We start from the raw sequence: 13,034 nt of genomic DNA, 5'->3' as shown, positions 1-13,034 counted from the left end.
TAGCTTTTATAAAAAAGAGGATGGAAGAACCTTTATTTAAGATTCTTTCATCCTCTCTTTACGATTGTTTTTTTATATTAGACGAAAATTTAACTTAATAGTAGCCTCATTAAGGTCGTGTTTTGGAATATAGTTAAGACTTAAGTAAAGAAATTTGTGGCGTAAATTTGGGTTTGAGAAACATTTCTTTTTTCTGACTTCCTTCAAATCGAATGCTAGAAACTTGTACATGGATGGTGTCTAATTCAATCTCAACAATTTTGTTCATTGCAGATAGGATTTTACCTTGAATGTCTTCTACAACTGGAACGAGATTGCTTCCAAGAGGGGAAATGAGATCGAGTTGTACAGTTAACTTGGGGGAATTCTCAAAATGATAATATATATTGCTTACTTTGCCCACGGTTTTTAAATCTTTACATGTATAGATAATGAGGTCTTTGATGACATTTTCATAGATGGAGATGGTACCTTTTGTAAAGTTTGGCTGAATGATGGTGTTTTCACCAATATAGGTATGTTGCTTCGAAAAAACTTTTTTCCCTCTTTGCATCAACTTTTTAAACCGGTTTGGCTCAATCTGTACATAGGGAATGGGAATGACGTGTTTTTCTTGCGTTTTTCGAACAAATAAAGCCATCTTTATTTCTGCACTAGAACGCACTTCTGTGACATCGATGTAATGGTCGATTTTTCCTAACTCCAGCTTCATTGCGATTTGGTCAACCATTTTTACCGAAGTCCCTACGATTAATAGTTTCTTGAGATTAAGTTTGCTAATCGCATGAATGACTTCTGTTTGGTGATCGTCATAATGAAAGGTGGCACGTTTGATGGCACGAATGTAATTATTTTCATACTTTGCTGAAGTTCCTGCCTTTTTTCTGCCATTGACAATTAATAAACCATCGTCAATAAATGCGGGAATGCCTTTATCAAAGCAGTATTGTAAAATGCTTGTACTTTTTCCTGTACCACTTTTTCCAACTAGAGCAAAAACCTGCATGAAATACCCTCCTTAGGCATAATCTCTTTTCTAGTATGAAAATGACTTTCGTGAAGAGATTTACCTCACATAATTACATATTCATTCGTCCTACATATTTCTCTCTTTGTAAATTTTTTCAAGCGTGGAGTCAACTTATAAAACTTGTATATGTTAAAATATGTATATCAATAAAATTCAGAATAGTCAACCTTGCCAGCTAGATTTACATAAAAGTTAGGTAAATAAGGGGGAAAGATGTTGAAAACCAAACTTTTGCTTTTATTTGCATCGCTGGGATTATTGCTCTCAGCTTGCAGCATTTCAGCAGGCAATAAAGAAGGGGAAGGGACAACCGTTCAACTTCCTTCTTCAAAAGAGTTGCCTTCGTCGCGTAAAGTGGAGAAATTCACCCTCAGTGTACCGCCACGTGAACAAGACCTAGTTCAATATGAAATGGGTTTTACAATGGCAGAAGAATGGAAAAAGCTTGGCCTGGATGTGACGGTAGAGCCTTTCGAGGCAGGGACCTTGAGTGAAATTTCAGAGAGAAAAAAGAATCTTGACGCCTTTCTTTATCAGTGGGAAGGGCTTGCTTCACGCTTCGATCCAGATTTTTTTATTTATGATACTCTTCATTCATCCAACATTGAATCTTCAAAAACAAATCTTTCAGGTTATAGCCAATCTGAGTACGATTCGATCGCACTTCAGCAAAGAAGCGTGACTGACCCTAAAGAGCGTAAAGAAGTTATACATAAGGCGGAAGAAATGTTTTTAAAAGAAGTCCCCTACGCACCGATTGTCCATAGAGAAATGCTCATGCCTTACAACGATGAAAAGTTCACTAATTTTACTTTGATGCCTGGAGAAGGGTTAAATAGTTTTTGGACCTTTATGAATGTTGAGCCAACGGGTGTTCAAAAATACGTTCGTTGGGCAGCATTAGCCGATATCAAATCTTTCAATCCTTTTAGTACGAATACAACCGACCAACAAGTCACCCGACTAATCTATGATACGCTAGTCCGAGTAGATAAGAATGGTCGGCCGCAAAATTGGGCTGCAGAATCGATACAATTGGAGAACAATGATAAGAAAAATTATAAAGTTAAATTAAGAGACGACTTAACTTTCCACGATGGTGAAAAAGTGACGGTTGAAGATATCAAATTTTCTTTCGACCTTCTTCAAAAAGTTCAACCACCAAAACTAAAGGAATTGGTTAAACCAATTGAAAAAATAGAAATTGTCGATGAAAAAACAATTCAATTTGTTTTAAAAGAAGAATTTGCTCCATTTATTAGTAAAACACTTACAGAGGTTTACATTTTACCTAGACGTCATTGGAAACCAATTTTGGATAAAGATGGAGAGCAAGGTATACTTGAATATAAAAATGAAAACCCAGTTGGTAGCGGTCCATTTCAGTTGAATTATTGGGAATCAAACGAAGAGATGAAGTTAGATATGAATACTGGCCATTTTTCACCAGCTAAGGTGAATGGCATTCTCCGAATCCCATATAAGACAAAAGAGGATTTGCTCGTAGCAGTGAAAAATGGTCAAGCAGAAATTGGTGGTATTCGTCTTTCAGCTTTGGAATGGAAAGAAGCGGAGGGAAATCTGAGAGGAAAAGTCCTATCTGTCTCCGATATTGGCTTTGATTCGGTCATTTTTAATACACAAAAGCAACCACTGGACGATCAAACATTTCGCCAAGCCTTGGCGTTCGCTATTCCAAAGAAGCAAATAGTGGAGGAATTGCTTGCAGGGAAGGGAGATTCAGCAATAGGACTTATTTCGCCAAACAATGAAGCATGGTATCAAGGTATGGATGAAAAACCATTTAATTTACAAGCAGCGGTTGATTTGTTAGCAGATGCTGGATATGAATGGGATGAAAATGGACATCTATATTATCCAGAAGATAAAGATTAGGGCTGTATATAAATTTTATAAAACAAAATAATGGTGTGAGTGGAGCTGTTTCCTGAATAAGGGAAACAGCTTTTTCTTTGTTATCCAAAATTCCTATGTTAGGTTTTGTTACATGTTTATGTTATTTACCATCACTGTGATGATATAAATAGAATTAACGAATCCAAATGCAGGAGGATTAGATATGAAAAAGAAAAATCTCGTTTTAATCGGAAATGGCATGGCGGGAATCCGAACAATTGAGGGAATTTTAAATAACGACTCAGACCAATACGAGATAACCGTCTTTGGAACAGAGCCTTACCCTAACTACAATCGAATTCAATTATCAAAAGTACTCCAAGGGGATAATTCATTAAAAGATATTACTCTAAATGACTGGCAGTGGTATGAAGAAAATAATATCCGCTTATACCCAGGTGAAACGGTAACAAAAATCGACAAAAACCAGCAAGTACTCTATACGGATAAAGGAAAAACAAAAGGTTATGACAAGCTGATCATCGCTACAGGGTCGAACCCCTTTGTGCTGCCTTTGCCAGGTGTTAATAAAGAAGGTGTGATCGCATTCCGGAATATTGATGATACCGAAACGATTGTAAAGTATTCTAAGCAATACAAAAAAGCGGCTGTTATAGGAGGAGGGTTATTAGGATTAGAAGCGGCAAGAGGGTTATTGAATTTAGGGATGGAAGTCGACGTTGTTCACATTCATGACTATATAATGGAGCGACAACTTGATCGAACTGCAGGAAAATTGTTGCAACAAGAATTAGAAAAACAAGGAATGAACTTTCATTTAAACAAAGTGACGACGGAAATAATCGGTAGAAAAAGAGTCAAAGGTTTGCAATTTAATGATGGAAGTCAGATTAAAGCAGATTTAGTTGTGATGGCAGTGGGAATTAAACCGAATGTAGACCTTGCACGCGAAACAGGAATCCCTGTAAATCGAGGGATTTTGGTCAATGATTATATGGAGACGGAAGTAGCAAATATCTATGCTGTCGGGGAATGCGCCGAGCATCGAGGAATGGTCTATGGATTAGTCGCCCCCCTATATCAGCAAGGAGAGATACTTGCGAAACGAATTTGTGGGATAGAAACAATTGGGTATAAAGGGTCTGTACTCTCCACGCAATTAAAAGTCTCTGGGGTGGATGTATTTTCGGCCGGAAAAATCAATGAAGAGGAAAATTCAAAAGTATCAATGCTCCATGATGATTTACAAGGGGTTTATCAGAAAGTGATTTTTGAACATGGCAAAATGACGGGTGCGGTTTTATTTGGAGACACAAAGGATGGAAACAAATTCCTTAAGTATATAAAATCTAGTGTAAGTGTAGAAGAATACCTACAGAGCATTGAAACCAAAACGAATGAATCTTATTCTGTAGCCGACCTTCCACCAGATGAACTAATCTGTGGTTGTAATGGGGTAACCAAAGGTGTAATTGTTGAAGCCATTCAATCACAAGGTTTAACCACAGTCGATCAAGTGAAAAGCTGTACAAATGCGTCTCGATCCTGTGGAGGATGCAAACAGTTAGTATCAGAACTGCTACAAGGCACCTTAGGTGATTCCTATGACCAGAATCAAAAAGAAGCTATTTGCAATTGTACAATATTGTCTCGTGATGAAGTAGTAAACCAAATTCGTGAAAAGGGATTAACGCATATTCGTGAAGTGATGAATGTTCTTGGTTGGAAAACCGATGGATGTAGTAAATGTAAACCAGCGTTGAATTATTATTTAGGCATGATTGACCCACTTCATTATCAAGATGAAAAGGAAGCGCGATATGTAAATGAACGCATGCATGCCAACATACAAAAAGACGGAACGTTTTCAGTGGTTCCTAGAATGTATGGGGGGATTACCACTGCGGAGGATTTAAGAAAAATCGCAGATGTGGCTGATAAATATCAAGTTGGCACAATAAAGGTAACAGGCGGCCAACGGATTGATCTTCTTGGAGTCAAGAAACAGGATCTTCCGAAAATTTGGGCAGAACTAGATATGCCATCAGGAGCAGCTTATGCAAAAGGGTTGCGTACAGTAAAAACTTGTGTCGGTGATAGCTATTGTCGTTTCGGCACGCAGGATTCGATTGGGATGGGAATTAGATTAGAAAAGAAGTTTGAGGGCTTAAACACCCCGCATAAAGTAAAAATGGCCGTTTCCGCTTGTCCACGAAATTGTGCGGAAAGCGGGATAAAAGATGTCGGAATCGTCGGGGTAGAAGGAGCATGGGAAATGTATGTTGGAGGAAATGGTGGAACGCATCTTCGTAAAGCAGAACTACTATTTAAATTTAAATCAGGCGAAGAATTAATAGAAATGATCGGTGCATTTCTACAATACTATCGTGAATCTGCTAACTATTTAGAAAGAACCTCTGCTTGGGTTGAGCGTCTAGGGATTGACCATATCCGTGAAGTATTGTCGATTGAATCAAAGGTTAAAGAATTAAATGCTCGTATTGAAGAAGCTCTATCAGTTGTTCAAGATCCTTGGAAACAAGCAATATCAGATACTAATCTTTTAAAAGATCTTTATGAAGCGGTGAAAATACCTGCAGAGACAAGGTGAAACAAGAGGAGGAAATTATATGGGAAATACCTTACGATCAGTCTTAATTGGAAAGATAGATGAATGGCCTGAGAAACTAGGAAAATCCGTGAACATCGGAAAAATTCAACTAGCGGTTTTTAAATTAGAATCAGGTGAAATTCGGGCAATAGAAAATCGCTGTCCACATAAAGGTGGTGTTCTTGCTGAAGGCATAGTAACTGGGGAATATGTGTTTTGTCCAATGCATGACTGGAAGATTAATGTCCTAGATGGGAAGGTCCAAGAACCTGATATTGGATGTGTTAAAACTTTTCCTGTCGAAGTAAAAGAGAATCAGGTTTATGTTTTACTAGATAGGTAGTTTTAAATTAAACCATCCGGATGGGGTGATAAAATTGGACTTTGTGAGTCCCAATCAAGTTGTCGAAAACATGGTTCATGTAGGAGAAACGAAAGCAAAGCTTCCGATTAAAGATTTACTGATCCGCGGAGGACTAGCAGGAGCGCTACTTGGATTTGGAACAACTCTAGCTTTTACAGCGGAAATACAAACAGGATTCGGGATCATAGGGGCAATTCTGTTTCCGGCAGCGTTTGTAATGATTATTCTTCTAGGCCTCGAACTGGTGACGGGTAGTTTCGCGCTAATACCTGTTGCCGTAATGGAGAAAAAAGCAACTGTCGGACAAATGCTAAACAATTGGTTTTGGGTTATTGTTGGTCACCTAATTGGCGCTACATTATATGCTGTTCTTTATCTAATTGGTATTACCCAACTCGGACACGTCACAGATCATGCAATGATTACAAAACTAGTGACTGTTGCGGAGGCAAAAACGTTGGCTTATAAAAGTCTTGGACCAGACGGCATGTTTGTCGTATTTGTGAAAGCTATGCTGTGCAACTGGATGGTAACTCTAGGCGCTGTTATGGCGATGACAGCTAAATCAGTTATTGGCAAAATTGTTGCAATGTGGTTACCTATTTTAATCTTTTTTGCACAAGGGTTTGAACATGCAGTAGTTAATATGTTTGTGATTCCGGCAGGTATGATACTCGGCGCAGATATTACGATGGGTGAATGGTGGTTGTGGAATCAACTTCCGGTCTTGGTAGGGAACTTAGTCAGCGGCTTTCTCTTTACTGGGTTTGCAATCTATTTTACACATAAACAAAAGGAAGGCAAAAGCGTCTTTGGTTTAGCAAAACCAAAAGTCGCAATAACAAATACTCAGCGCAATTAGGGTTTAAATGATGAATCATTAGAGCTAGACATCTAGGGGCGGAGTGAATTCACTAAATGCGATCCAAAACCTAAAGATCATTTTAAGGTGCTAACATTGTTCAGAGTTAAAGATCAAATCTTCCTCAACGATGATATAATTGAAAAATGATTTAAAGAGTAAGTTTAGACATAGAAGCGTTCAAAATAACCTGAATAAGTGTATACGTCATAAACAGTTCTTGTTTATGGCTTTTTTGTTTTACTGAAAAGTAATTTATAATAGAAGAAAAATGCTGAAGGTGTTGGAGGGTAATGATGAATTGTTGTGAGTTATGTGGGAGAACAGAGGTAGAGACGACCGTACATCACTTACTACCAAAAGAAATGGGCGGTACGTTTGGGGTGACGGCAAACTTATGTATCCCTTGCCATAAACAAATACACGCTCTTTACACAAATCAAGAAATAGCCACCCGTTTGACGACAGTAAAAGAACTGCGTGAAGATGAAAAGCTTTCAAAGTTTATAAAGTGGATACGGAAACAACCTGCAAGCAAAATCATGAAGATAAAAAAGTCCAACGAGCGGAAACGGAGAAAATAATATGGATAACTGTAGTAAAAAAAGACAGGTGTTACAAATTGTGCACTCGGGGGCGAATTGATATGCATAAGTTACTAACTTTTGCTGCCAAGAGGAAACTTGATATAAAATAACCCCTAGAAAATAATCCAGGGGCCTGTCTAAATTCAAACGGGATCGTTATCCACTTGCTCGAAGGATTTTATCGCATGTTCTAGCGCGTTAAAAGCTTGTCCAAAAGCGGCAGAAGAAGACACATCTCCTGCACTTTGTAATTGTACTGTTGCGTGTTTTGCTTGTATAAGTGCCGTAATGGTATCCTCAATCATTGTTCCTTTATCCCCATATTGTTCTTTAAAAGATTGAAGCTGTTGAATACTTTGGTCCAAATTAACAGTTTCTGGTTGATCAAATGCTTGTACTAACGATTCTTTAATGCGTTGTAATGTTTCTTTCATCTAGTTTCCCTCATTTCCTATTCATTTTCCCAAAAGTATTTTGACCTGAGGATGATTTTGCTATTCACTAATAGTACCTTCGACAGTAAGATAGAAACACACAACTACAGATACAGAAGGATTTATGGTACTTTTCGCTTAGGGTATACCAAAAAATGGAATACGAAGATAAAAAGGTAATAGATATTCAAGGTGATTTTTTAAAAAAAATATTTTAACGGTACAAAAAAATTTTCGCTTTTTTATCAGAATATTATATCAATATGGTAGACAATCCTTTGATTTTGTATTTTAATAGGTATATGCTTTTTAAATTTTTTGATAATTAGAACAACGGGGGGATTAAAAGATGAAACAGATGTTTAAAAGAGTAGCCCAGTTCTCCGCATTAGCAAGTATGTTGACGTTAGCTGCATGCGGTGGTAACGGTGAACAAGCTACTGGAGAAGGTGGAGAAGATTCATCAGGTGGTGGAGTGGTTAAAGCGGATATCGGAGTTATTTCGATTCTCAGTGGTTCTGGTGCAGCATACGGTGAATCAATCACCGGCGGACTTAAGTTAGCACTTGAAGAAATCAATGCAAAAGGTGAGGTAGAAATCAATCTTGTCATTGAAGATTCTGCAGGAAAACAGGACCAAGCTCTCTCTGCTGCACAAAAATTAATGAACTCCGAAAATGTTACAGCTCTTATCGGACCAACCCTTAGTACTGAAATGAACGTTGTTGGCCCTGAAGCTGATTTAAATGGTGTTCCAACACTTGGTACCTCAACAACAGCTGAGGGGATTCCGCAAATTGGGGATTACATTTTCCGTAATTCGCTTCCAGAAGCATTAGCAATTCCAGCCGCACTTGATAAAGCGATGGAAAAGTACGATGTTAAAAAGGTTGCGCTAATTTATGGAAACGATGACGTGTTCACAAAATCTGGTTTCGATACGATGAAAGCAGCCGCTGAAGAGAAAGGGCTAGAGATTTTAACGATTGAAACTTTCCAAAAAGGGCAATCGGACTATAACGCTCAATTAACAAAAATTAAAAGCTTGAATCCGGATTTAATTTTAGCGTCTGCCCTTTATAATGAAGGTGCTGTTATTATGGATCAAGCTCGTAAAATGGGAATTGATGTGCCGTTCGTAGGCGGTAATGGTTTTAACTCTCCGGAAGTAATTGAAATTGCAGGAGATGCGGCTAACGGATTGATCGTAGCGACTCCTTGGTATACAGATAAAGAAGATGAAAAAGTACAAGAATTTGTAGGGAAATACGAAGAAAAATATGGTGTAAAGCCAGATCAGTTTGCTGCACAAGCCTATGACGCTCTTTTCATCTATGCTGAAGCTTTGAAAAATGCTGGTTCTAACGATCGCGATGCTTTCCGTGATGCCTTAGCAGAGGTTTCAATCAATGGAGTCCTTGGTGAATTTGCGTTTGATGAAGAGGGAGATGTTGTTATGGAGCCAACAGTTTTGGTGATTGAAGACGGTGGATTTAAAATTTTCGAATAACTAAGATGAGTAAACAACATGGTTCGGACATATACGTTTTGTTGAATGACAAATCATGAATGTAATGAGTTTCGGGCAGTGTTATCCGTTTGGCAAAAGATCTTGCTTAGAATGGGTTATACTGCCTTTTCTTAAAATAGGACGAATTTATGTAGTTGGCTTTTATTTTATTCAAAATGTGTTTCTCATATTGTTGTTGCAAACTTTAACGTTAAAAAGGCTAATTTTTTAATTAGAAGTAAATTTGCTTGCTCTTTATTTAAAGATATTGGTTGTTGATAAATAATTAGCCAAAACAATTTGTTTTCATATTAAAACAACAGAGTTTGAGTAAAGAGTCCTTCATAAAAATTTGGTAAGTAGGTGAGATGCCTTGTTAATAGAACAGCTCATTAACGGATTAACATTAGGAAGTATATACGCAATCGTTGCTCTTGGTTTTACACTCGTTTTCGGAGTACTAGGCATCATCAACATGGCTCATGGTGAGATCTTTATGTTCGGTGCTTTTATCGGTGTTATGATTACGGCCATGTTTGATGCACCATTATGGGTAGCCTTCGGGGCTTCTATTCTAATTACAGCCATTCTTGGTTTTTTCCTTGAAACTTTTGCCTTAAGACCCTTAAGAAACAAACCGGGAGTTTCCCATTTAGCACCATTAATTAGTACCATCGGGGTTTCGATTTTTCTTGAGAACCTATCGCACCATTTATTTGGTTCAGGAAACAAGCCATTCGAAGCGCCATTTGCCCAAGTTAGTTTCCAGGTTGGTTCCATTACTGTTTATTTAGTGCAAATTGTCATTTTTGTTATTTCTATTATCTTAATGGTTGCGCTCTCCATTTGGCTTGGAAAAACAAAAGCAGGGAAGGCTCTACGGGCAACTGCTGAAAATCTTGAAACAGCTAGCCTGCTTGGTGTAGATACAAAACGAATTATTACAATGACAGTCATCATTGCTTCGGCAATAGGAGGAATTGCTGGAATTTTAGTTGGAATGGCCTTTAACTCCGTCAATCCACAAATGGGTTTATCGATGGGATTAAAAGGACTAGCTATCATTATCCTTGGTGGAATGGGAAATGTTAGAGGTGCGATGGCCGGGGGATTAATCCTTGGTCTGGCAGAAACTTTCGTCGTTGTCTACGGGGACTCAGGCTATAAGGACGCAATAGCTTTCCTAGCGATCATCGTTATTCTCCTAATCAGACCACAAGGGTTATTTGGTAAAAAAATCACAACGTAAGAAGGTGTACCAATGCTAGCTGAATTATTTAATCCATATTATTTGCAAATCGGTTGTTTTATTTTAATTAATATTATCCTTGCATTAAGCGTATATGTGCCGCTTTCTACAGGACAATTATCGCTTGCAAGTGCTGGATTTATGGGACTGGGAGCTTATACATCCGCTTTATTAACCATTCATTTTGACTTGCCCATTTTAGTAGGAATCATTGCAGGTACATTAATAGCAGGCCTTATTGGAATTTTAATAGGCCTCCCAACATTAAGGTTGCAAGGTGTATATTTAGCGATTGTTACTTTAGGATTCGGTGAAGTTATTCGTGTTGTTTTTATCAATTGGGAATCCTTAACAAATGGTTCTGTTGGAATTTCAGGAATTCCTCATATTGGTCGCGAAATTTTAAAAACCTTAAAGGGATTTGGATTTAATCCACAAAGTATGGGCTTACAAAACAATCAATTTATCTTTCTATCCATTTTTGTTTTATTGCTCATCATCGCTATTTTCTTAGTTTGGTTCTTTAGAAGACAACATTATTCCCGGGTTGGACGTGCTTATGCAGCTATTAAATTAGATGAAAAAGCGGCAGAATCAATGGGAATTAATATTACTTATTATAAAGTTTTAGCTTTTACACAAGGGGCACTGCTTGCAGGGTTTGCAGGGAGCATTTATGCACACGTGCTTGCCTATATCAGTCCTGCAGACTTCTCCTACCATCGTGCAGTTGATATTTTAGTGTTTACAGTCTTTGGCGGTAGTGAGGTAATTTGGGGACCAGTGTTTGGTGCGATATTCCTCACGTTCTTACCAGAAGTGCTCCGTTTTATTAGCGAATATCGTTATATGATTTATGGGTTAATGATTATTATTTTGATGGCTGTTCGTCCACAAGGGTTAATTGACGTCAATATCATCAATTGGATCAAATCTAAAAAACGTTCGAAAAGGGGTGTCACTCATGGTTCTGGAAGTGAAAAAAGCATGTAAAAACTTCGGCGGTTTAGCAGCAGTGTCTGATGTCTCTTTTTCAATTCGGAAAGGTGAGATTTTCGGACTTATTGGACCAAATGGTGCAGGGAAAACGACGATGTTTAACTTAATCACCTCGATGTTTCCATTGACCACTGGGGAAATCGTCTTTCAAGGAGACAATATCAATGGATTGAAACCTAATAAAATAACCGAAAAAGGGATTTGCCGTACATTCCAAAACATTCGCTTGTTCCCTCTCATGTCTGCGGAAGAAAATGTCATGGTTGGTGTTCATAGTCGTAGCAAATCTGGTGTTTTGAGCAGTGTGTTTCGGACAAAATCTCAGCGGAAAGAAGAAGCGGCTATCCGGAAGCGAGCAAAAGAGCTTCTTGAATTTGTTGGTTTGGATGATTTCGCAGATATTACTGCTGAAAATCTAGCGTATGGGCAACAACGGAGATTAGAAATAGCTAGAGCAATGGCCAGTGACCCTCAACTTCTTTTATTGGACGAACCAGCTGCAGGAATGAACGAAACTGAAACTAGTGAACTGTTTCAATTGATCAAAAAAATACAAACGCTTGGGATTACCGTGCTCCTCATTGAGCATGATATGCCGCTAGTGATGAACCTTTGTGACCGGATCGCGGTTCTAAACTTTGGTAAAAAAATCGCGGAAGGCACACCAGAAGAAATTCAAAACAACCCAGCAGTCATCGAGGCCTACCTCGGCAGTGAGGAGGAAGAAGAATATGCTTAAAGTGAATGGAATCAATGCATTCTATGGAAAAATACAAGTTTTAAAAGATATTTCTCTTGAAGTGGAAGAAGGCAGTATTGTAACCATTCTTGGTGCAAACGGGGCCGGAAAAACAACAACAATGAAGACAATTTCTGGTTTGTTAAAGCCTCAGCAAGGAAATATAAAGTTCCTTGGTGAAGATGTAACTGGACTTAGGCCCGACCAGAAGGTCAAAAAAGGAATTGCGTTAGTTCCAGAAGGACGTCAGATTCTGGCAGGTATGACCGTTTTAGAAAATTTGGAGATGGGTGCCTACCACCGCAAAGACAATGAGATCGACCAAGACCTTGAAAGAATGTTTGAACGGTTTCCAATCCTAAAAGAAAGAGAAAAACAATTAGGTGGAACTTTGTCAGGGGGACAGCAGCAAATGCTAGCGATTGCTCGTGCAATTATGAGCCGTCCGAAACTTCTTCTTTTGGATGAACCATCGATGGGGTTAGCTCCACTTGTAGTTGCTGATATCTTTAAAATTATCAAGGAAATCAATCAAACAGGAACTACCGTTTTATTGGTTGAGCAAAATGCCCGCCAAGCACTAAAAGTCTCTGATTATGGATATGTCTTGGAGACCGGTAAAATTGTTGCAGATGGGAAAGCTGACCAACTTTTAAATGACCCAAGAATTATGGAAGCATATCTAGGACGTAAATCTAGTTAAATATCATCTTCACTGGCTGACACAATGAATGTCAGCCAGTTTTCATATTTTGTCGAGAAAAAGACTTG

12 protein-coding genes are annotated in these 13,034 nt (G+C 38.3%); 10 read left to right on the top strand and 2 right to left on the bottom strand.

Annotated elements, in window-relative coordinates; translation table 11 throughout:
- Positions 1–133 precede the first annotated feature (133 nt).
- The gene (locus tag M3182_RS02005) at positions 134–1,006 is read right to left on the bottom strand and encodes a hypothetical protein (protein WP_251433608.1); all 873 of its coding nucleotides are present in this window, start codon (positions 1,004–1,006) and stop codon (positions 134–136) included.
- Positions 1,007–1,243: 237 nt separating this feature from the next.
- Here M3182_RS02005 and M3182_RS02000 point away from each other — a divergent pair, with 237 nt between their 5' ends.
- From M3182_RS02000 to hlpB, 5 genes are all read left to right on the top strand, one after another.
- Positions 1,244–2,926 carry an ABC transporter substrate-binding protein gene (locus M3182_RS02000; RefSeq protein WP_251555940.1) on the top strand — a complete coding sequence of 561 codons (1,683 nt, stop codon included), beginning with the start codon at positions 1,244–1,246 and terminating at the stop codon, positions 2,924–2,926.
- A 184-nt stretch (positions 2,927–3,110) separates the two neighbouring features.
- Positions 3,111–5,519 carry a nitrite reductase large subunit NirB gene (gene nirB / locus M3182_RS01995; RefSeq protein ID WP_251555939.1) on the top strand — a complete coding sequence of 803 codons (2,409 nt, stop codon included), beginning with the start codon at positions 3,111–3,113 and terminating at the stop codon, positions 5,517–5,519.
- Positions 5,520–5,538: 19 nt separating this feature from the next.
- The gene (gene nirD / locus M3182_RS01990; RefSeq protein ID WP_251555938.1) at positions 5,539–5,862 is read left to right on the top strand and encodes a nitrite reductase small subunit NirD; all 324 of its coding nucleotides are present in this window, start codon (positions 5,539–5,541) and stop codon (positions 5,860–5,862) included.
- Positions 5,863–5,905: 43 nt separating this feature from the next.
- Complete coding sequence (locus M3182_RS01985) at positions 5,906–6,745, top strand: formate/nitrite transporter family protein (RefSeq protein WP_251556019.1); 840 nt, start codon at positions 5,906–5,908, stop codon at positions 6,743–6,745.
- Between the two features lie 296 nt (positions 6,746–7,041).
- Complete coding sequence (gene hlpB / locus M3182_RS01980; protein WP_251433908.1) at positions 7,042–7,329, top strand: HNH nuclease-like protein HlpB; 288 nt, start codon at positions 7,042–7,044, stop codon at positions 7,327–7,329.
- 146 nt (positions 7,330–7,475) lie between these two features.
- Here the strand turns inward: hlpB and M3182_RS01975 are convergent, their stop codons facing one another.
- Positions 7,476–7,766: a hypothetical protein gene (locus M3182_RS01975; protein WP_251433616.1), complete on the bottom strand. Its 291-nt coding sequence runs from the start codon at positions 7,764–7,766 to the stop codon at positions 7,476–7,478.
- A 349-nt stretch (positions 7,767–8,115) separates the two neighbouring features.
- On the opposite strand from M3182_RS01975, the gene M3182_RS01970 reads away from it, so the two are divergent.
- The 5 genes from M3182_RS01970 to M3182_RS01950 all read left to right on the top strand — a co-directional run bounded on the left by M3182_RS01970 (position 8,116) and on the right by M3182_RS01950 (position 12,966).
- Positions 8,116–9,276: an ABC transporter substrate-binding protein gene (locus M3182_RS01970; RefSeq protein WP_251433618.1), complete on the top strand. Its 1,161-nt coding sequence runs from the start codon at positions 8,116–8,118 to the stop codon at positions 9,274–9,276.
- A gap of 373 nt (positions 9,277–9,649) precedes the next feature.
- Positions 9,650–10,525, top strand: coding sequence for a branched-chain amino acid ABC transporter permease (locus tag M3182_RS01965; RefSeq protein ID WP_251433620.1), 876 nt, complete (start codon positions 9,650–9,652; stop codon positions 10,523–10,525).
- Positions 10,526–10,537: 12 nt separating this feature from the next.
- Positions 10,538–11,518: a branched-chain amino acid ABC transporter permease gene (locus M3182_RS01960; protein ID WP_251555936.1), complete on the top strand. Its 981-nt coding sequence runs from the start codon at positions 10,538–10,540 to the stop codon at positions 11,516–11,518.
- A complete protein-coding gene (locus tag M3182_RS01955) occupies positions 11,490–12,263 on the top strand; it encodes an ABC transporter ATP-binding protein (RefSeq protein ID WP_251433625.1) in 774 nt (257 codons plus the stop codon). The genes M3182_RS01960 and M3182_RS01955 overlap by 29 nt, the downstream gene beginning before the upstream one ends.
- Positions 12,256–12,966 carry an ABC transporter ATP-binding protein gene (locus M3182_RS01950; RefSeq protein WP_251433629.1) on the top strand — a complete coding sequence of 237 codons (711 nt, stop codon included), beginning with the start codon at positions 12,256–12,258 and terminating at the stop codon, positions 12,964–12,966. The genes M3182_RS01955 and M3182_RS01950 overlap by 8 nt, the downstream gene beginning before the upstream one ends.
- Positions 12,967–13,034: the final 68 nt, after the last annotated feature.

It is taken from the genome of Mesobacillus maritimus (assembly GCF_023715205.1).
GTDB classification, from domain to species: Bacteria; Bacillota; Bacilli; order Bacillales; family Cytobacillaceae; genus Mesobacillus_B; species Mesobacillus_B maritimus_C.
Note: the sequence above shows the minus strand (reverse complement) of the source record. Positions and strands in the feature narration are given on the sequence as shown.